This is a genomic window from Sulfuritalea hydrogenivorans sk43H (assembly GCF_000828635.1).
Classification (GTDB): Bacteria; Pseudomonadota; Gammaproteobacteria; order Burkholderiales; family Rhodocyclaceae; genus Sulfuritalea; species Sulfuritalea hydrogenivorans.
In genome coordinates, this window is sequence record NZ_AP012547.1 from 1,821,470 (window position 1) to 1,841,639 (window position 20,170).

Below are 20,170 nucleotides of genomic sequence, written 5' to 3' on the forward strand. Positions count from 1 at the left end.
CCTTCAACGAACGGGCCGGGAAAAAGTTCCTTCGGCACTTTCTCGCCATCACGACCTGGCGGTGCGCAGCGGCGTCAACAGGTCGCTCAGCCCGTTGTGATCGATCTCGTGCATCAGCGCCAGCAGGCGGCCGATTTCCCCTGGCGGAAAGCCCTCGCGGGCAAACCAGGCGAGGTAGTTGCCGGGCAGGTCGGCGATCAGCCGCCCCTTGTGCTTGCCGAAGGGCATTTCGCGGGTGACGAGCAGTTGCAGATCTTCGGCGTGCATTCGGACCGGGCGGCGTGATGGGGACGAACCGGATTGTCCCAAAGAAATCGCCTCCGGGGATTGCTCCGCGGAGGCGATTTCGGGAGTCGGCGCCGGCGCTACGGCGAATGCGCGCCGATTGCGATGCTTACACCGTGACCGTATCCGCCAGCTCCTTGAACTCGGCGATCTGGTCGAAGTTCATGTAGCGATACACGTCGCCGGCCTTGGCTTCGAGCGACTTGACCTGCTCCATGTACTCGGCCACGGTCGGGATCTTGCCCATCAGCGCCGTCACCGCCGCGAGTTCGGCGGAACTCAGATAGACGCGGGTGTCGATGCCCAGGCGGTTGGGGAAGTTGCGGGTCGAGGTCGACACCGCCGTGCTGCCCTTCCGGATCTGCGCCTGGTTGCCCATGCACAGCGAGCAGCCGGGCATTTCCATGCGCGCGCCGGACTTGCCGAGGATGGCGTAGTAGCCCTCTTCGTTGAGGATCATGGCGTCCATCTTGGTCGGCGGCGCGATCCACAGCCGCGTCGGGATGTCGGTCTTGCCTTCGAGCACCTTGCCGGCAGCGCGGAAGTGGCCGATGTTGGTCATGCAGGAGCCGATGAACACTTCGTCGATCTTCTCACCGGCGACTTCCGAAAGAATCTTGACGTCGTCCGGGTCGTTGGGGCAGGCCAGGATCGGCTCCTTGACGTCGGCCAGGTCGATCTCGATCACGGCAGCGTACTCGGCATCCGCGTCGGGAGCGAGCAGGGTGCCATTGGCGATCCAGGCTTCCATGGCCTTGACGCGGCGGCCCAGCGCCCGCTTGTCGTCGTAGCCCTCGGCGATCATCCACTTCATCAGCGTGATGTTGGAGCGCATGTACTCGACGATCGGCTCCTTGTTCAGGCGCACGGTGCAGCCGGCAGCCGAGCGCTCGGCGGAGGCGTCGGTGAGCTCGAATGCCTGTTCCACCTTGAGGTCGGGCAGGCCTTCGATTTCGAGGATGCGGCCCGAAAAGATGTTCTTCTTGCCCTGCTTGGCCACGGTCAGCAGGCCGGCCTTGATGGCGTAGAGCGGAATCGCGTTGACCAGATCGCGCAGCGTGATGCCGGGCTGCAACTTGCCCTTGAAGCGCACCAGTACGGATTCCGGCATGTCCAGCGGCATCACGCCGGTGGCGGCGGCAAAGGCGACCAGGCCGGAGCCGGCCGGGAAGGAAATGCCGATCGGGAAGCGGGTGTGGCTGTCGCCGCCGGTGCCGACGGTGTCAGGCAGCAGCAGGCGGTTCAACCAGGAGTGGATCACGCCGTCGCCGGGACGCAGCGAGATGCCGCCGCGCGCGGTGATGAAGGAGGGCAGGGTGCGGTGGGTCTTGACGTCCACCAGCTTCGGGTAGGCGGCGGTGTGGCAGAAGGACTGCATCACCAGGTCGGCCGAGAAGCCGAGGCAGGCGAGGTCTTTCAGTTCGTCGCGGGTCATCGGGCCGGTGGTGTCCTGGCTGCCGACCGAGGTCATCTTGGGTTCGCAGTAGGTGCCCGGGCGGATGCCCTTGCCTTCCGGCATGCCGCAAGCGCGGCCGACCATCTTCTGTGCCAGCGAATAGCCCTTGCCGGAATCCTTCGGCGCCTGCGGCAGGCGGAACAGCGTCGACACTGGCAGGCCGAGGAACTCGCGGGCCTTGGTGGTGAGGCCGCGGCCGATGATCAGGTTGATGCGGCCGCCGGCGCGCACTTCGTCGAAAATGACATCGGACTTGACCTTGAACTCGGAGATCACGACGCCGTTCTTCAGTGCCTTGCCTTCATAGGGACGCAGCTCGACTTCGTCGCCCATGTTCATCTGCTCGACGTCGAGCTCGATCGGCAGGGCGCCGGCATCTTCCATGGTGTTGTAGAAAATCGGCGCGATCTTGGTGCCCAGACACACGCCGCCGAAACGCTTGTTGGGGACGAAGGGAATGTCCTCGCCGGTGAACCACAGCACGGAATTGGTCGCGGACTTGCGCGAGGAGCCGGTGCCGACCACGTCGCCGACGTAGGCGACCAGGTTGCCCTTGGCCTTGAGCGCGTCGAGCTGCTTGATCGGGCCGCGTTCGCCGGCCTTGTCGGCCTCGATGCCGGGGCGCGGGTTCTTCAGCATGGCCAGGCCGTGCAGCGGGATGTCGGGGCGGCTCCAGGCGTCGGGGGCGGGCGAGAGGTCGTCGGTATTGGTTTCGCCGGTGACCTTGAAAATCGTGACCTTCAGCGATTGCGGTACTTCCGGACGCTCGGTGAACCACTCGGCATCGGCCCAGGACTGCATGACCGCTTTGGCATTGGCGCTGCCGGCCTTGGCTTTTTCCGCGACATCGTGGAAGAAGTCGAACATCAGCAGCGTGGATTTCAGCGCCTTGGCGGCCGTGGCGCCGACCACGGCGTCGTCGAGCATGTCGATCAGCGGCTTCACGTTGTAGCCGCCGACCATGGTGCCGAGCAGTTCGGTGGCCTTTTCGCGCGAGATCAGCGCGCACGCCGTCTTGCCGGCGCCGACTCCTGCGAGGAACTCGGCCTTGACCTTGGCCGCGTCATCGACACCGGCCGGCACGCGGTAGGTGATCAGGTCGACCAGGAAGGCCTCTTCGCCCTTGGGCGGGTTCTTCAGCAGCGCCATCAGTTCTTCGGTCTGCTGCTTGGTCAGCGGCAGCGGCGGAATGCCAAGGCTGGCGCGTTCGGCGACGTGTTGGCGATAGGCTTCAAGCATGATGAGTTCCTCTTGTTGGGATCAGTGGGAAACGATGGATGGGTCTTGTGCGGCAGTATTGAAGAAGCTCTGTCGAGCCTCGGGCGGCAGCGCCGCGCCGGTGGCGTGGGCCCGGCGCAACAACTCCCAGTAGTAGCGATAGGAAGCCCGGTCGTGCAGTTTGCCTTCCCAGGCAATCGGCCCCCAGCCGGCATTTTGCGCGGCGAGCAGGATGCCGGCGGCTTCGGTCACTTCGGCAAAGTCGGGACGCATGGCCTCGACGATGGGCTGGATCTGGCGCGGGTGGATGCTCCACATGCGCAGGAAGCCGAACTCGTTCCTCGCCCGGCGAGCGTCCTCGCGAACCACGTCGGGATCGTTGAGCTCGGTGGTCACGTTGTGGGCAGGAATCACACCGTTGCCCAGCGCGGCCGCGGCGATGTCGCACTTGGCACGCGCAATCAGCGGATGCGAGAACTGGCCGGGCGAGCGCATCGCGCTGCCGGGAATCGCGCCGTGGTGCGCGCTGACGAAATCCATCAGGCCGAAGTCGATCGATTCGACACGGGGCAGGGCGGCGATCTGCCAGACTTCGTGCAGCGCGCCGGGAGTTTCGATCAGGACATGGACCGGAATCTCGCGCTCGATGTTGTAGAGCGTGCGAACTTCGTCGAGGGCTACGATTTGCGTCAGCGCGTCGTCCGCGCTGGCGACCTTGGGCAGGACGATGTAAGCCACCCGCTGCCCGGCATGACCGACAATGATCTGCAAATCCTCGCGCCAGTGCGGATGGCCAACATCGTGGATGCGCGCCCCCAGCCGGTGGTGGCGATTGGAAGCATCCATCAGCAGCTCGGCCACCATGCCGGCGTGTTCGGCCTCGTGTCCGGCGGCCGCGCCATCTTCGCAATCGGCGGTGACGTCGAAGATCGGCCGCTCGTCGGCCAGCAGTTCGCTTTGCAACTGCAGGGCCTTGCGGATGGTTTTTTCGGAGCCCGCATAGTGCTCGCAGGCGGCGAGCGCCGGAAAGGCCTTAACGCTTTTGTACAGGACGGCGGCAGGATGAAGCGGCGGGTTCACTTCCGTGCGCTCCGCTTCATCCCGCCGTCTGTCATCAGCCGAGGAGGCTGGCGACGCCGGCTTGCTCTTCCTGCAACTCGGCCAGGGTCTTGTCCATCATGGTGCGCGAGTAGTCGTCGATGGCCAGGCCTTCGACGCGCTTGTATTCGCCAGCTTCGGTAGTGACCGGGACGCCGTAGATGATGTCCTTCGGGATGCCGTAGCTGCCGTCGGAGGGCACGCCCATGGTGACCCATTTGCCCTTGGTGCCCAGCGCCCAGTCGCGCATGTGGTCGATCGCGGCGTTGGCGGCGGAAGCAGCGGACGATGCGCCACGCGCGGCGATGATGGCGGCGCCACGCTTGCCGACGGTGGGGATGTACTCGTTCCTGTACCAGGCTTCGTCGCCGATCGCGGCCGGTGCGGCGGTGCCGGCGACGGTGCAGAAGCGGACATCGGGATACATGGTGGGCGAGTGGTTGCCCCAGACGATCATCTTCTCGATGTCGGTCACGGCCTTGCCGGTGCGGGTGGCGAGTTGCGACACGGCGCGGTTGTGGTCCAGGCGCAGCATGGCGGTGAAGTTTTTCGACGGCAGGCTGGGAGCGGATTTCATGGCGATGTAGGCGTTGGTGTTGGCGGGATTGCCGACCACCAGAACTTTGACATTGCGCGAAGCGACATCGTTCAGCGCCTTACCCTGCTCGATGAATATCTTGGCGTTTTCCATCAGCAGGTCCTTGCGTTCCATCCCCGGGCCGCGCGGCTTGGCGCCGACCAGCAGGGCGTAGTCGGCGTCCTTGAAGGCGACCTTGGGATCATCGGTACCGACCATGCCGGCCAGTGTCGGGAAGGCGCAGTCGTCAAGTTCCATCATGACGCCCTTCAAGGCGGCCTGTGCCTTTTCCATCGGCAGTTCGAGCATTTGCAGGATCACGGGTTGATCCTTTCCAAGCATTTCACCGGCGGCGATGCGAAACACCAGGGCGTATCCGATTTGCCCGGCGGCGCCGGTCACTGCAACACGAACGGGGGCTTTTGCCATTTGTAGAACTCCTGTATCAATTTGAATCGATTGGACAAGACTGCAAGAAAGCGGGCGGATCGGACAGCGTACTGCGAGGCAGAGACTTTACGCCTGATGCGACGTGATCGTTGGGGCGAATCTTAATTCCTGTGCTGCGCTGTGTCAATATCTGTCAAATGTCTTATATAAGACATAAGATATGGTGTGGACGAGGCGTGGAAATTGTGGTCAAATGCCGGTCATGCCGGATTCTATTGATTCTCTCAAAGGGGTTTCCTCCGGGGCGGCGTCTTCGCCGACCTTCAGTCCCTTGTATCGTCAAATCAAGAGCCTGCTTCTGCAGCGGCTCGAATCCGGCGAATGGCGTCCGGGCGAGGCCATTCCCAGCGAATCCGAACTTGCAACCCGTTTCAACGTCAGCCAGGGCACGGTGCGCAAGGCCATCGACGAAATGGCGGCGGAGAATCTGCTGATCCGGCGGCAAGGCAAGGGGACTTTCGTCGCTTCTCATGACGACCCGCGCGCCTTCTTTCGTTTTTTGCGTCTGGTGCCATTGTCCGGAGGCATCGAGCAGGCCCAGAGCGTCCCGCTTGAATGCTGGCGCGCCAAAGCCGGCCCGGAAGTGGCGCGCATGCTCGAACTGAATATCGGCGATCCGATCAACATCGTTCGTCGCCTGTTGCAATTTGCCGGCAAACCTGTGGTGGTCGACGAAATCTATCTGCCCGGCAGCATTTTCGGCACCGTGACGCTGGAGATGCTGCGCGACTACCAGGGATCGCTCTACAGCTTTTTCGAGAACCGCTTCGGCATCCGCATGATTCGGGCCGAAGAGCGCTTGCGCGCCGTCCCCGCAGACCGCGCCAGTGCCGAGTTATTGCGTGTGGCTGAGGGCAGCCCCTTGCTGTCTGTCGAGCGCGTCAGTTTCTCTTACGGCGACAAACCCGTCGAGTGGCGGCGCGGTCTTTATTCGACCAACGAGCATTGCTATTTCAACGAACTTGGCTAGGGTGTGTTCTAGTGTTGCGTATAAAATTTGTTTTCAACATGATGCTGTTTGTCTTATAGTGCGGCGCATCAAAAACGGAGATATCTTCTTATGCCAGAGATAACCAAACAGCGTCCGAAATATCTGGCGCTGCACGAAATTCGGCTGCCCCTGGCCGGGTTTGCATCGATATTGCACCGCGTCAGCGGTGCCGGCCTGTTTCTCATGCTGCCCTTGCTGATCTGGATCCTGCAACTCTCGCTTGGTTCTACGCAGGAAAGCGCCGATCTGTTCAAGGCCGTGACCGGCAACCTGCTGGTCAAGCTGGTCCTGCTGGGTCTGCTGTGGGCGTTCCTGCACCACTTCTGCATGGGCATCCGCATCCTGCTGATCGACATTCACGTCGGCGTGGAAAAACAGCAGGCCCACAACTCCGCCGTTGCCGTGATGGTCGTCAGCCTTGCGCTGACCCTGATCTTCGGCCTCAAGCTGCTGGGAGCCTACTGACATGAAGCGACTGGTTGTTGGTGCCCATTACGGGCTCATGGACTGGCTGGCGCAACGCGTCACCGGCGTCGTCATGGCGCTCTATACGGTCATCATGTTCGCGGCGACACTGGGCGGCGTCACCGCTTCCCGCGAAGCCTGGCGTGCCTTCATGGCGAATGGCTTCATCCGCTACATCACCTTCCTGTTCATCATCAGCCTCTGCTACCACGCCTGGGTCGGCGTGAGGGACATCTGGATGGACTACCTCAATTCCGCGGCGGTCCGCGTCATCCTGCACGTGCTGACGCTGCTCGCCCTGGTCGGCTATGCCGGCTGGGCAGTTCAGATCATCTGGAGACTGTGATAGTGAATTACACCGTTCGCAAATTCGATGCGGTCATCGTCGGCGCCGGCGGCGCCGGCCTGCGCGCCGCGATTCAACTGTCAGAGGCCGGCTTCAAGACCGCCGTGCTGACCAAGGTTTTCCCGACCCGTTCGCACACCGTCGCGGCGCAGGGTGGTGTCGCCGCCAGCCTGGGCAATTCCGAGGAAGACAACTGGCACTGGCACATGTACGACACCGTCAAGGGTTCCGACTGGCTCGGCGACCAGGACGCGATCGAATTCATGTGCCGCAAGGCCAACGAAGTCGTGGTCGAACTCGAGCACTACGGCATGCCTTTCGATCGCCTCGACAACGGCAAGATCTACCAGCGCCCCTTCGGCGGCCACATGTCGAACTTCGGCGAAAAGCCGGTGCGCCGCTCCTGCGCCGCGGCCGACCGCACCGGTCACGCCATGCTGCATGCGATGTACCAGCGCAACGTCAAGGTCAATACGCAATTCTTCGTCGAATGGCAGGCGCTCGATCTGGTGCGCGATGCCGAGGGCGAAGTGCTGGGCGTCACCGCCATGGACATGGAGACCGGCGAGATCGTGGTCTTCCACGCCAAGGCCACCATCTTCGCCACCGGTGGAGCGGGGCGCATCTACTATTCCTCGACCAACGCCTTCATCAATACCGGCGATGGCCTGGGCATGGCAGCGCGTGCTGGGATTCCGCTGGAAGACATGGAGTTCTGGCAATTCCACCCGACCGGCGTCGCCGGCGCCGGGGTGCTGATCACCGAAGGCGTGCGCGGCGAAGGCGGCATCCTGCGCAACTCGGCCGGCGAGCGCTTCATGGAGCGTTATGCTCCCAACGCCAAGGACCTGGCCTCGCGCGACGTCGTCTCGCGCGCGATGACCACCGAAATCAACGAAGGCCGCGGCTGCGGCCCGAGCAAGGATTTCGTGTTGCTCGACATCACGCACCTGCCGCCCGAAACCATCATGAAGCGCCTGCCCGGCATTCACGAAATCGGCATCCAGTTCGCCGGCGTCGATTGCCTCAAGGAGCCGATCCCGGTGGTGCCGACCTGCCATTACCAGATGGGCGGCATTCCCACCAACTACCACGGCCAGGTCGTGGTACCCGGCAAGCGCTCGATGAGCGAGATCGTGTCGGGCTTCTACGCCGCCGGCGAATGCGCCTGTGCGTCGGTCCACGGCGCCAACCGCCTGGGTACCAACTCGCTGCTCGACCTGCTGGTGTTCGGCAAGTCGGCCGGCGAAACGGCCGTCAGCGATCTGCAGAAGAGCGTCAAGGCGCACAAGCCGCTGCCGCAGGAGTGCATCGACAAGACCCTGGCGCGCCTCGATCGCCTCAACCATCAGAAGGACGGCGCCAGCGTGCACGACACGCGACTGGCCATGCAGCGCAGCATGCAGAAGCATGCCGGCGTGTTCCGCTTCAGCGGCCTGCTGAAAGAGGGCGTGGAAAAGATTCTCGAAGTGCAGAAGGATGTTCAGCGCACCGAGATCAAGGACAAGTCGAAGATCTTCAACACCGCGCGCATCGAGGCGCTTGAACTCGACAACCTGATCGAAGTGGCGGTGGCCACCATGATCTCGGCCGAGGCGCGCAAGGAATCGCGCGGCGCCCACGTTCGCGATGATGCGCCGGATACGCCGGAGCGTCCGGATGGACGGGACGACCAGAACTGGCTCAAGCACACCTTCTGGTACAAGGAAGACAATCGACTGGACTACAAGGCCGTGAAGCTCACTCCGCTGACTGTCGACACCATTGAGCTCAAGAAGCGCGCCTACTGACAAGGAACAGACGATGACGAACGCCACCCGTACCGTCCAATTCAAGATCTATCGCTACGATCCGGATCAGGACGCCAAGCCCTACATGCAGGACATCTCGGTCGAGATTGATTCGACCGACCGCAAGTTGCTCGATGCCATGGTCAAGCTCAAGGCCAAGGACGATTCGATCTCCTTCCGCCGTTCCTGCCGAGAAGGCGTCTGCGGTTCCGACGCGATGAACATCAACGGCAAGAACGGCCTGGCCTGCCTTACCGCGATGGACAGTTTCCCCGAGGGCAAACCGATCGTGCTGCGCCCGCTGCCGGGCCTCCCGGTGATCCGCGACCTGATCGTGGACATGACGCAGTTCTTCAAGCAGTACAACTCGATCAAGCCCTACCTGATCAACAACGATCCGCCGCCCGAGCGCGAGCGCCTGCAGTCGCCGGAGGACCGCGAAGAACTGAACGGCCTCTACGAGTGCATCCTGTGCGCCTGCTGTTCCACCTCCTGCCCGTCATTCTGGTGGAACCCGGACAAGTTCGTCGGCCCGGCCGGCCTGCTGGCCGCCTATCGCTTCATCGCCGACACGCGCGACCAAGCCACCAGCGAGCGCCTCGACAACCTTGAAGACCCCTATCGCCTGTTCCGTTGCCACACCATCATGAATTGCGTCGATGTGTGCCCGAAGGGACTGAACCCGACCAAGGCGATCGGCAAAATCAAGGAAATGATGGTCAGACGGGCCGTCTGACGATGGATGAAGATCGCAAGGCGCGCATCAATCGCCTGAAATGGCATTGCCGGCGCGCTTTGCTGGAACTGGATCTGGTGTTTGAGCGCTTCTGGGAACGTCACAGCGACGATCTGGATGCGCAGGGCGAAGCAGCGCTGGAAAGTCTGCTGGAACTGGAAGACCACGATCTGTGGGCGTTGGTGAGCGGCAGGGAAGTCACCGGCGATCTGCAACAGGCAGCAATGATTGAGCGGCTGCGGGAAGTTTCACCGATAGCCAATTTTGAGTAACAGCGGCATTTCAACGGACCTGAATGAGGATCTGACCATGAGCACGAATCGCACAGCAAGCCTGACCATAGACGGCAAGACGGTGGAGTTCCCGGTAATGACGGGAGTTCACGGCAATGATGTCATCGACATCCGCACGCTTGGCGCCAAAACGGGGTTGTTCACCTATGACTCCGGCTTCCTCTCGACGGCCAGTTGCCAGTCCAAGGTCACCTTCATCGATGGTGACAAGGGTGAACTGTTGTATCGCGGCTATCCGATCGAGCAACTCGCGGAAAACTGCAACTTCCTCGAAGTCGCCTGGCTGCTGAAGAACGGCGAGCTGCCGAACGCCACGCAAAAATCCAATTTCGAGACCACGATCAAGAAGCACACGATGGTGCACGAGCAACTGGTGCGGCTCTATCAGGGGTTCCGCCGCGATGCGCACCCGATGGCGGTAATGGTCGGTGTCGTCGGTGCGCTTTCAGCCTTCTATCACGATGTCACTGATTTCGCCGATCCCGAGGATCGCAGCATCTCCTTCAATCGCCTGGTCGCCAAGTTGCCGACCATCGTTGCCATGGCCTACAAGTACAACACCGGCCAGCCCTTCATGTATCCGCGCAATGACCTCGACTACACCGCCAACTTCATGCACATGATGTTCGGCACGCCCTGCGAGGAGTACAAGCCGAATCCGGTCCTGGTGCATGCTCTGGATACCATTTTCACGCTGCATGCCGACCACGAACAGAACGCCTCGACGTCCACCGTCCGTCTGGCTGGTTCGTCGGGCGCCAACCCCTTCGCCTGCATCTCGGCCGGCATCGCCTGCCTGTGGGGCCCGGCCCACGGCGGCGCCAACGAGGCCTGCCTCGAAATGCTCGAAGAGATCGGCGACGTTTCGCGCGTCGGCGAGTACATCAAGCGAGCCAAGGACAAGAACGACAGCTTCAAGCTGATGGGCTTCGGCCATCGCGTGTACAAGAATTTCGACCCGCGCGCCAAGCTGATGGGCAAGGTCTGCGCCGACGTATTGGGCGAACTGGGCCTGGAGAACGACCGCCTGTTCAAGCTGGCCAAGGAACTGGAAAAGATCGCGCTGGAAGACCCCTACTTTGTCGAGAAGAAGCTCTATCCGAACGTCGATTTCTATTCCGGCATCGTGCAGAAGGCGCTGGGCATCCCGACGTCGATGTTCACCTGCATTTTCGCGCTGGCCCGTACCGTGGGCTGGATGACGCAGTGGGAAGAAATGATCACCGATCCCGAATACAAGATCGGCCGTCCGCGCCAGCTGTACACCGGCGCCGCCCGCCGCAACGTCGCGCCGCTGGCTCAGCGCTGAGTCGTTTTGAGGGACGGCGGAGGCTGTCCCTCTTCTTTTGTCCAATTCAGGATCAGGTGATGCAATGATGAAGCAGATGCTGGCCAACTCGTATCTGTTCGGCACCAATACGCCGTACATCGAAGCGCTGTATGACGCCTATCTCTCCAACCCGGCGTCCGTCGAGCCGGCCTGGCGCGATTACTTCGACAAGCTCGGCACCCTGCCGGGCGCGGGCAACTACACCGGGCCGGATGTGGCCCACTATCCGGTGATCACGTCGTTTGCCCAGCGTGCCAAGGATGGCACCCTGCAAGCCTCGGCGCATGCCACGACGCAGTCGGATGCCAAGCAGGTCAAGGTTCTGCAACTGATCAACGCCTATCGCTTCCTTGGCAATCGCTGGGCGCAACTTGATCCGTTGAAGCGCAGCGAGCGCCCCGCGATCCCCGAGCTCGAGCCCTCCCACTACGGCTTCACAGAAGCCGACCTGGGCCAGGTGTTCCAGACGGGTTCCTTCGCCGCGGTACCCGACAACGCCACGCTCAGAGAGATACTCGAGGCCTGCCGGCAGACTTTCTGCGGCACCATCGGCGCCGAGTTCATGTATTTGTCGGATGTTGGACAGAAGCGCTGGCTGCAAAGCAAACTGGAACCGCTGCGCGCAACGCCGGCCTATTCCCCGGAAGAAAAGAAGCGTTTCCTGGTGCAGTTGACGCATGCCGAGACGCTGGAACGCTACCTGCACACCAAGTATGTCGGTCAGAAGCGTTTCTCGCTCGAAGGCGGCGAAGCGCTGATTCTGGCCATGGATCAACTGATTCGCACCGCCGGCACGGTCGGCGTCCAGGAAATGGTCATCGGCATGGCCCACCGCGGCCGCCTCAACGTGCTGGTCAATACGCTGGGCAAGCAGCCCTCGATGCTGTTCGACGAATTCGAAGGCAAGAAGAAGCAGGCCCTCTCGGCCGGCGACGTCAAGTACCACATGGGTTATTCGTCCGATGTCGGTACGCCGGGCGGTCCGGTGCATTTGACACTGGCGTTCAACCCGTCGCACCTCGAAATCGTCAATCCGGTCGTTGCCGGCTCGGTCTATGCGTGCCAGGTGCGTCGCGGCCCCGAGGGCAAGCTGCAGGCACTGCCGGTGCTGATCCATGGCGATGCAGCCGTGGCCGGCCAGGGCGTGAACCAGGAGATGCTCAATTTCTCCCAGACACGCGGCTACGGCACCGGCGGTACCGTGCATATCGTGGTCAACAACCAGATCGGCTTCACCACCTCCGACCTGCGCGACTACCGTTCCTCGCTGTACTGCACCGACATCTTCAAGATGGTCGAAGCACCGATTTTCCACGTCAATGGCGACGATCCGGAAGCCGTGGCGCTGGTGACACAGATCGCCATGGAGTTCCGCCAGGAGTTCAAGAAGGACGTGGTGATCGACATCATCTGTTTCCGCAAGCTCGGCCACAACGAGCAGGATGAGCCGATGGTGACGCAGCCCCTGATGTACAAGACCATTGCCCAGCATCCCGGCACCCGCAAGCTGTATGCGGACAAGCTGGCGGCGCAGGGTGTGCTCGGCCCCAACGACGCCGACCAGATGATCAAGGATTACCGCGCCGCGCTGGATGAGGGGCGGCATCTGATCGACCCCGTGATCAGCGACTACCACAGCAAGTTCTCCATCGACTGGACGCCCTTCATCGACGTCCCCTATACCGAGAAGTGCGACACCACGGTATCGAAGACCGAGTTGCAGCGCATGTCCAAGCGCCTGACCGACATTCCGGCCAACTTCACGCTGCATTCGCGCGTGCAGAAGATCATCGACGACCGCAAGGCGATGGGCGAGGGCAAGCTGCCGGTCGACTGGGGCATGGGCGAGAACCTGGCCTATGCAACCCTGGTGGCCGCCGGCTACAACATTCGCGTTTCCGGCGAGGACGTCGGCCGCGGCACCTTCTTCCATCGCCACGCGGCGCTGCACGACCAGAACCGCGAGAAGTGGGATGTCGGCACCTATTGGCCGCTTCAGCACATTCAAGAGAACCAGGGGCGCTTCATGTGCTTCGACTCGGTGTTGTCCGAAGAGGCGGTGCTGGCTTTCGAATACGGCTTCGCCACGGCGGCGCCGAACGAAATGGTGGTCTGGGAAGCCCAGTTCGGCGACTTCGCCAACGGCGCCCAGGTCGTCATCGACCAGTTCCTGTCGTCCGGTGAGGCCAAGTGGGGCCGCGGTTGCGGACTGGTGCTGCTGCTGCCGCACGGCTACGAAGGTCAGGGCCCGGAGCACTCCTCCGCGCGCCTCGAACGCTACATGCAGTTGTCGGCCGAGTTCAACTGGGAAGTCTGCGTGCCGTCCAACGCGGCGCAGATCTACCACCTGCTGCGCCGGCAGATGCTGCGCAAGCAGCGCAAGCCGCTCATCGTCATGACGCCGAAATCCTTGCTGCGCCACAAGGACGCCACCAGTTCCATCGACGAACTGGCCAACGGCACTTTCCAGACCATCATCGGCGAAACCGAGAAGGTAGACGCGAAGAAGGTCACGCGCATGATCACCTGCGCCGGCAAGATCTATTTCGACCTGCTGGCAGCGCGGCGCGAGAAGAAGATCGATAACGTCGTCCTGGTGCGTGTCGAGCAGCTCTACCCCTTCGACGACCGCAAGCTGGCCGACGAAATGAAGAAGTATCCGAACCTCAAGGAACTGATCTGGTGCCAGGAAGAGCCGCTGAATCAGGGCGCCTGGTATGCCAAGCATCACCGCTTGTCGGAGCTCATCAAGAAGGGGCAGACCCTCAACGTGGTCGCGCGTCCGGCGTCGGCTTCCCCAGCCGTCGGTTATGCAGCCAAGCACACCCTCCAGCAAAAAGAAGTCGTCAATGCCGCTCTGGGCATCAAGGAGTAAAACCAAATCATGCTGATCGAAGTCAAAGTTCCCCAACTCTCGGAGTCAGTCGCCGAGGCCACCTTGGCGGCCTGGCACGTCAAGGAGGGTGACGCCGTCACCCGCGACCAGAACCTGATCGACATCGAAACCGACAAGGTGGTTCTCGAGCTGCCGGCGCCCGACAGCGGCGTGATCGTCAAGATCATCAAGACCAATGGCGAATCCGTGGCCTCCGGCGAAGTCATCGCGCATCTGGATACCGAAGCCAAGGGCGCGGTTGCCGCTCCCGCCGCCGCCAAACCGGCGGCGAAGGCTGCGGCCGCGACCGCTCCGGCGGCAACCGCGACGGCGATGCCGGCCGCGCGCAAGATCATGGACGAGAAGGGCCTTGCCGCATCCGACGTGCAGGGAAGCGGCCGTGGCGGCCGCATCCTCAAGGAGGACGTCGCCGGCGGCACGAAGAGCGTCCCGGCTGCGGCTCCAGCCGCCGTGTCGCCAGCGCCGACTCTCGCCGCCCGGCCTTCGCTGCCGCAACCCAACGTCGTCAGTGCCGACGCCATCGTCGCCGACCGCCCCGAACAGCGTGTCCCGATGTCCCGCCTGCGCGCCCGCGTCGCCGAACGCCTGCTGCAATCGCAGGCCACCAACGCCATCCTGACCACCTTCAACGAGGTCAACATGGCGCCGGTGATGGAAATGCGCAAGAAATACCAGGACAAGTTCGAGAAGGAACACGGCGTCAAGCTCGGCTTCATGTCCTTCTTCGTCAAGGCCGCGGTCGCCGCGCTGAAGAAGTACCCGGTGATCAACGCCTCGGTCGACGGCAACGACATCGTCTATCACGGCTACTTCGACATCGGCATCGCCGTGGGCAGCCCGCGCGGCCTGGTGGTGCCGATCCTGCGCGATGCCGACCAGATGAGCCTGGCCCAGATCGAAAAGAAGATCGCCGAGTTCGGCGCCAAGGCGAAGGATGGCAAGCTCTCGCTGGAAGATCTCAGCGGCGGCACTTTCTCGATTTCCAACGGCGGCGTGTTCGGTTCCATGCTGTCGACGCCGATCATCAATCCGCCGCAGTCCGCCATCCTTGGCGTGCATGCGACCAAGGATCGCGCCGTGGTCGAGAACGGCCAGATCGTGATCCGCCCGATCAACTATCTCGCGCTGTCCTACGACCATCGCATCATCGACGGTCGCGAGGCGGTGCTGGGCCTGGTCACGATGAAGGAAGCGCTAGAAGACCCGGCGCGCCTGCTGCTCGACGTCTGAGGAACCTGAAATGGCAAACAAGCAATTCGACGTAGTGGTGATCGGCGGCGGCCCCGGCGGCTATGTCGCGGCGATTCGCGCCGCGCAACTGGGTTTGTCCACGGCCTGCATCGAGTCCGAGTCCTACGCCGACCCGAAGGGCGAGGTGCGTCTCGGCGGCACCTGCCTCAACGTGGGCTGCATTCCGTCCAAGGCGCTGCTGCAATCCTCGGAGCTGTACGAACAGGCCAATCATTCCTTCGTCATGCACGGCATTTCCACCTCCGGCGTGAAGATGGACGTGGCGACCATGATCAAGCGCAAGGACAACATCGTCGGCCAGCTCACCAGCGGCATCAAGGGCCTGTTCAAGAAGAACAAGGTTACGCTGCTGCCCGGCCACGGCAAGTTTGTCAGCCAGGAAAACGAACGCTGGATCATCGATGTCAATGGCGAGCGGGTCGAAGCGACCCACGTCATCGTTGCTACCGGCTCCAGGGCGCGCCATCTGCCCGGCATTCCGGTCGACAACAAGGTGATCTGCGACAACGTCGGCGCATTGCAGTTCGATTCGGTGCCGAAGCGCCTCGGCGTGATCGGCGCCGGCGTCATCGGCCTGGAACTCGGCTCGGTCTGGAAGCGTCTTGGTTCCGAAGTGACCATCCTCGAAGCCCTGCCGGATTTCCTGGCCGCCGCCGATCAGGCCGTGGCCAAGGAAGCCTGGAAGACCTTCACCCAGAAGCAGGGACTCGACATCCAGCTCGGCGTCAAGATCACCAAGGTCGAAACCGGCAAGAAGGGTGTCACGGTCGACTACGAACTGGGCGATGAAACGCGGACCCTGCAGTGCGATCGCCTGATAGTGTCGGTCGGCCGCGTACCGCACACCGAAGGCCTCGGCGCCGAGAACGTCGGTCTGAGCATCAATCCGCGCGGCTACATAGCCGTGGACAAGAACTGCCGTACCAACCTGCCCAACGTCTGGGCGGTGGGCGACGTCGTGCCCGGCCCGATGCTGGCGCACAAGAGTATGGAAGAGGGCGTCATGGTGGCCGAGTGCATCGCCGGCCAGAAGGGACACGTCAATCTCGATACCGTGCCCTGGGTCATCTACACCCATCCGGAAATTGCCTGGGTCGGCAAGACCGAGCAGCAGTTGAAGAACGAAGGCGTCGAATACCGCAGCGGCCAGATTCCCTTCGCTGCCAATGGCCGCGCGCTGGGGCAGGGCGACACCACCGGCTTCGTCAAGATGCTGGCCTGCGCGAAGACGGACCGAATCCTGGGTGTCCACGTGATCGGCAACAACGCCTCCGAACTGATCGCCGAAGCCGTGGTGGCGATGGAGTTCAACGCCGCCTCGGAAGACCTTGCGCGCATCTGCCACGCCCATCCGACGCTGTCGGAAGCCATGCACGAAGCCTCGCTGGCGGTGGACAAGCGCGCGCTTCACTTCTGATCCTGCAACTCGTCACTTCAGGGCGGTCGGGCCAGCCCGGCCGCCTTTCTTATTGATGCCCCACAAAATCCTCAACGTTCCCAAGGACGGCATGATCGAAGGCTTCAATGCCGCGCTGGCCGGGCGCGGCATTGAAGCCGATCCTGCACAATTGATTGCGGCGCAGCGCCTGCAGAAGTTCTACGACGACCTGCTGGCGTTGAAGGCGGCGCGGCGCGGGCGGCTCAGAAAGCTGCTGGTACATCCCGAGTTGCCGCGCGGCGTCTGGTTCTGGGGCGGGGTAGGGCGCGGCAAGAGCTTCCTGATGGATTGCTTTTTCGCGGCGGTGCCCTACGAACGCAAGCGTCGTGTGCATTTCCACGCCTTCATGCGCGAGGTGCACGAATCCCTGCAGGCGCATCGCAACGAAGCCGATCCACTGCTCAAGGTCGCCGCGCGCATCGCCCGCGAAACGCGCCTGATGTGCTTCGACGAATTCCACGTTTCCGACATCGCCGATGCCATGATGCTGGGCCGTTTGATGCAGGCCCTGTTCGACGCCGGCGTGGTGTTCTGCATCACCTCCAACTATCCGCCGGAAGGCCTGTATCCGAACGGCCTCCAGCGCGAGTTGTTCCTGCCGACCATAGCCCTGCTGAAGCAGAAGCTCGACGTGATCGAGATCGACGCCGGCATCGACTATCGTCTGCGCGCCCTGCAGCAAGCCCAGGTGTATCTGGTGGCCGAAGACGCGGCTGCCGATAGCACCATCGAACATACTTTCCACACCATCGCCGGCGGTGGAGGACACACCAAACCCGTCGAGGTGCTGGGGCGCCGCTTGCCGGTGGTGCACCGCGCCCCCGGTGTCATCTGGTTCGATTTCGCCACGCTGTGCGGGGGGCCGCGCTCGCAGAATGACTACCTCTGGCTGGCCAACCGGCACCACACCCTGTTCCTCTCCAAAGTGCCGAAGATGGGCGCCGACATGGCGAGCGAAGCGCGGCGTTTCACCTGGCTGGTCGACGTCCTCTACGATCATCGCGTCAAGCTGATCATCAGTGCCGCGTGTCCGGCGGAAGAGCTCTACAGCCAGGGCGTGCAGGCCGGCGAATTCAAGCGCACCGTCAGCCGCCTGATCGAAATGCGTTCGCTCGAATACCTTGCCAGCCCGCATCGCCGCGAGGATTTTCTGGCGATCGAAGAGGAGGGCGGCGGTACTTGATTCCTTCCCCGCAGACTCGGTTAGAATGAACCGAGTTCGCCGCGGAAGGAGAACCGAATGCTGCATCAAGGAGAAAAGGCGCCGGCGTTTTCGCTGCCCGACGCGGACATGGAATGGTTCGATTTCGGTTCGCTGCGCGGCCGCCAAAACGCAGTACTGTTTTTCTACCCGCGCGACGGGACGCCATACTGCACTCTTGAAGCGACGGATTTTTCGGACCACGAGAACGAGTTCGCCAAGCATGATTGTGTCATCCTCGGCGTATCGCGCGACGACTGCCTGTCGCATGCGGATTTCCGCGACAAGCATGGCCTGTCGATACGGCTGCTGTCGGACGAGGAAGGCGAGGTTTGCCGTAAATTCGGCGTGTCCCAGTTTCGCGAACGGGACGGCCACAAGAAGCTCTGTGTAATACGCTCGACCTTCGTCGTCGACAAGGAAGGCATAGTGCGTCACGCCCTCTACGATGTGCAACCGAAAGGGCATGCCGCCGAGGTCTATCAACTGGTAAAAGGCCTCAATGGCAAAGGAAGGCAACATGCTCATCGCTAGGAATACCGTCGTCACCCTCAAATACAGCGTCAAGGATACCGAAGGCACGTCCATCGACGAAGGCACGGCACCGCTGGTTTATCTGCATGGCGGTTACGGCGGCATTTTTGACCGCATTGAAGAAGCGCTTCAGGGCAAGGACGTGGGCGATGCCCTCGAAGTCAAGCTCGAACCCGAAGATGCTTTCGGCGAATACGATGCCGAACTCGTCGCCATCGAGTCGCGCCAGTTGTTCCCGGAGAACATCGAAGTCGGCATGCAGTTCGAGCGCGGCAGCGAGGACGGCGAGGACGACGACGCTTTATTTACTATCACCGACATCGCCGACGACAAGGTCGTGGTCGACGGCAATCATCCCCTGGCCGGAATCGCATTACTGTTTTCCTGCACCGTGGCGGAAGTACGCGCCGCCAGCCCCGAAGAGGTTTCGCATGGACATCCGCATGGCGAACACGGACATCATCACTGAGCCCCGCTGATATGCCGCGAAAAAGAGGGAGCTTGGCTCCCTCTTTTTTCTGCCCGGCCGCCGAAGAAAAATGTTGCGGCACTACGAAAGAATCAATGAGGTTTAAACCTGAATCTGTTAATTTCGCAACCTTTAATGTTGAAGGTCCGCAACGTGCTTCAGCCTCATCCAGATCAATCGTTCGAACGCTTGGCTCGGCTTGATCCGACCGGTCAGGTTGACCTGGAGGATTCCACCGCGGTCGAGGCAGCAATATGTTCGATTCTCGACCGTCAATACTCCGGCCGCTACGATGCGGATCTTCTCCGTTCCGCCATGGCCGACGTATTGCGTGCCTATCGCGGCGACTATCCTGGCTTGCTGCGCTGCGATACCCTGTATCACGACCTGCGGCACTCTCTGGAAACCGCGTTGACGATGACGCGACTGATTGACGGCTATGGCGGCAGTCATGCTCCGGGCAGTCCCGCCGGCATCGACGCGGACCACGCCCTGCTAGGCATCCTGCTGGCTCTGTTCCACGACATCGGCTTGCTTCGGCGCGACAACGAGGCGGACCTCTGGGGACCGGAACTGACGCCAGTCCACGAAGAACGAACAGTCGAATTCATGCAGGCTTATCTGCCGAATACGACGCTGAGCCCTTTGGTCAGCAAGTCGAAATTGATTATGGCAACCAAGTTGGTCTTTACCATCCCTGACACTTGGACTGCCGACGAACGACTTCTCGCCAGCATGATCGCCACGTCCGATCTGGTCAGTCAGATTTCCGATCGCTGCTATCTGGAAAAGTGTCGTGACTTCCTGTTTCTGGAGTTCAGTGCCTTTGGCCTGGCCGGGAAACCGGACAGTCCGTATCCGGACCGGCAAACCTTGCTGGAAAAAACACCTGCATTCGTTGAGCATTTCCTTCAAAAACGGCTGGATGAAGAGTTTCAGGGAGCGCGACGCTATCTGCGTGCGCACATGGCGGGTGCCGATCCCTGGGAAGAAGCCATCCAACGCAACATCAGCTACCTGAAAGCGCTGCTCGACAGCGGCGACGTCGACCAGTTGCGGCGGCAGCCGAAGCCCTTCACGGGCCATACGGACTAAAGAACTTTGGCCAAACAGTCGAAGAAGTGCTTGGACCGTCATGCGGCAATGGGCATTCATCGAGCGAATTTATTCCGGGTAGGCATTCGCGAGTTCTCCGTTTGCGCACCTTCACAGATGCATGGCGCCGACTACTCTTCGGGCACGTTATAGATAGGAAGGTTTCCTTGCGCTGGGTTGCAGGCAGGGGTGAGGATAGGCCGCTACTCGGACCAACAAAAGGACCAAACGTCGTGCAAACGCCGATAGCC

General features: G+C 61.9%; 18 protein-coding genes. 14 read left to right on the top strand and 4 right to left on the bottom strand.

Translation table 11 applies throughout. From position 1 onward, the window contains the following. Positions 1-48 precede the first annotated feature (48 nt). The 4 genes from SUTH_RS08920 to SUTH_RS08935 form a co-directional block, all read right to left on the bottom strand. Positions 49-267: a DUF3820 family protein gene (locus SUTH_RS08920; protein ID WP_041098670.1), complete on the bottom strand. Its 219-nt coding sequence runs from the start codon at positions 265-267 to the stop codon at positions 49-51. A gap of 127 nt (positions 268-394) precedes the next feature. Beyond that, a complete protein-coding gene (acnB, locus tag SUTH_RS08925; protein WP_041098672.1) occupies positions 395-2,980 on the bottom strand; it encodes a bifunctional aconitate hydratase 2/2-methylisocitrate dehydratase in 2,586 nt (861 codons plus the stop codon). Between the two features lie 21 nt (positions 2,981-3,001). After that, positions 3,002-4,039 carry an HpcH/HpaI aldolase/citrate lyase family protein gene (locus SUTH_RS08930; RefSeq protein ID WP_041098674.1) on the bottom strand — a complete coding sequence of 346 codons (1,038 nt, stop codon included), beginning with the start codon at positions 4,037-4,039 and terminating at the stop codon, positions 3,002-3,004. A 34-nt stretch (positions 4,040-4,073) separates the two neighbouring features. Continuing rightward, the gene (locus SUTH_RS08935) at positions 4,074-5,063 is read right to left on the bottom strand and encodes a malate dehydrogenase (protein ID WP_041098676.1); all 990 of its coding nucleotides are present in this window, start codon (positions 5,061-5,063) and stop codon (positions 4,074-4,076) included. Positions 5,064-5,286: 223 nt separating this feature from the next. Here SUTH_RS08935 and SUTH_RS08940 point away from each other — a divergent pair, with 223 nt between their 5' ends. The 14 genes from SUTH_RS08940 to SUTH_RS09005 all read left to right on the top strand — a co-directional run bounded on the left by SUTH_RS08940 (position 5,287) and on the right by SUTH_RS09005 (position 19,919). Then, a complete protein-coding gene (locus tag SUTH_RS08940) occupies positions 5,287-6,054 on the top strand; it encodes a GntR family transcriptional regulator (RefSeq protein WP_052473839.1) in 768 nt (255 codons plus the stop codon). Positions 6,055-6,144: 90 nt separating this feature from the next. Beyond that, complete coding sequence (sdhC, locus tag SUTH_RS08945; RefSeq protein ID WP_041098680.1) at positions 6,145-6,540, top strand: succinate dehydrogenase, cytochrome b556 subunit; 396 nt, start codon at positions 6,145-6,147, stop codon at positions 6,538-6,540. Between the two features lies 1 nt (position 6,541). Beyond that, entirely contained in the window at positions 6,542-6,886 is a 345-nt protein-coding gene (sdhD, locus tag SUTH_RS08950; protein WP_041098682.1) for a succinate dehydrogenase, hydrophobic membrane anchor protein, read from the top strand. Between the two features lie 2 nt (positions 6,887-6,888). Further along, complete coding sequence (gene sdhA / locus SUTH_RS08955; protein ID WP_041098684.1) at positions 6,889-8,676, top strand: succinate dehydrogenase flavoprotein subunit; 1,788 nt, start codon at positions 6,889-6,891, stop codon at positions 8,674-8,676. Between the two features lie 13 nt (positions 8,677-8,689). Then, positions 8,690-9,412: a succinate dehydrogenase iron-sulfur subunit gene (locus SUTH_RS08960; protein WP_041098686.1), complete on the top strand. Its 723-nt coding sequence runs from the start codon at positions 8,690-8,692 to the stop codon at positions 9,410-9,412. Between the two features lie 2 nt (positions 9,413-9,414). Continuing rightward, positions 9,415-9,684: an FAD assembly factor SdhE gene (locus SUTH_RS08965; RefSeq protein WP_041098688.1), complete on the top strand. Its 270-nt coding sequence runs from the start codon at positions 9,415-9,417 to the stop codon at positions 9,682-9,684. Between the two features lie 37 nt (positions 9,685-9,721). After that, the gene (gene gltA, locus SUTH_RS08970) at positions 9,722-11,014 is read left to right on the top strand and encodes a citrate synthase (protein WP_041098690.1); all 1,293 of its coding nucleotides are present in this window, start codon (positions 9,722-9,724) and stop codon (positions 11,012-11,014) included. Between the two features lie 67 nt (positions 11,015-11,081). Next, positions 11,082-13,910, top strand: a complete 2,829-nt coding sequence (locus SUTH_RS08975) for a 2-oxoglutarate dehydrogenase E1 component (protein ID WP_197539702.1) — start codon at positions 11,082-11,084, stop codon at positions 13,908-13,910. Positions 13,911-13,919: 9 nt separating this feature from the next. Next, on the top strand, positions 13,920-15,161 hold the full coding sequence (gene odhB / locus SUTH_RS08980; RefSeq protein ID WP_041098694.1) for a 2-oxoglutarate dehydrogenase complex dihydrolipoyllysine-residue succinyltransferase: 1,242 nt from the start codon (positions 13,920-13,922) through the stop codon (positions 15,159-15,161). A 10-nt stretch (positions 15,162-15,171) separates the two neighbouring features. Next, positions 15,172-16,599, top strand: a complete 1,428-nt coding sequence (lpdA, locus tag SUTH_RS08985; protein WP_041098696.1) for a dihydrolipoyl dehydrogenase — start codon at positions 15,172-15,174, stop codon at positions 16,597-16,599. A gap of 55 nt (positions 16,600-16,654) precedes the next feature. Beyond that, on the top strand, positions 16,655-17,803 hold the full coding sequence (zapE, locus tag SUTH_RS08990; protein WP_041098698.1) for a cell division protein ZapE: 1,149 nt from the start codon (positions 16,655-16,657) through the stop codon (positions 17,801-17,803). 57 nt (positions 17,804-17,860) lie between these two features. Beyond that, positions 17,861-18,355 (top strand): peroxiredoxin, encoded by a 495-nt coding sequence (locus SUTH_RS08995; protein ID WP_041098700.1) that lies wholly within the window; start codon positions 17,861-17,863, stop codon positions 18,353-18,355. Next, positions 18,342-18,824 (top strand): FKBP-type peptidyl-prolyl cis-trans isomerase, encoded by a 483-nt coding sequence (locus SUTH_RS09000; protein ID WP_041102038.1) that lies wholly within the window; start codon positions 18,342-18,344, stop codon positions 18,822-18,824. The genes SUTH_RS08995 and SUTH_RS09000 overlap by 14 nt, the downstream gene beginning before the upstream one ends. A 135-nt stretch (positions 18,825-18,959) precedes the next feature. Next, positions 18,960-19,919: a hypothetical protein gene (locus SUTH_RS09005; RefSeq protein ID WP_041098702.1), complete on the top strand. Its 960-nt coding sequence runs from the start codon at positions 18,960-18,962 to the stop codon at positions 19,917-19,919. Positions 19,920-20,170: the final 251 nt, after the last annotated feature.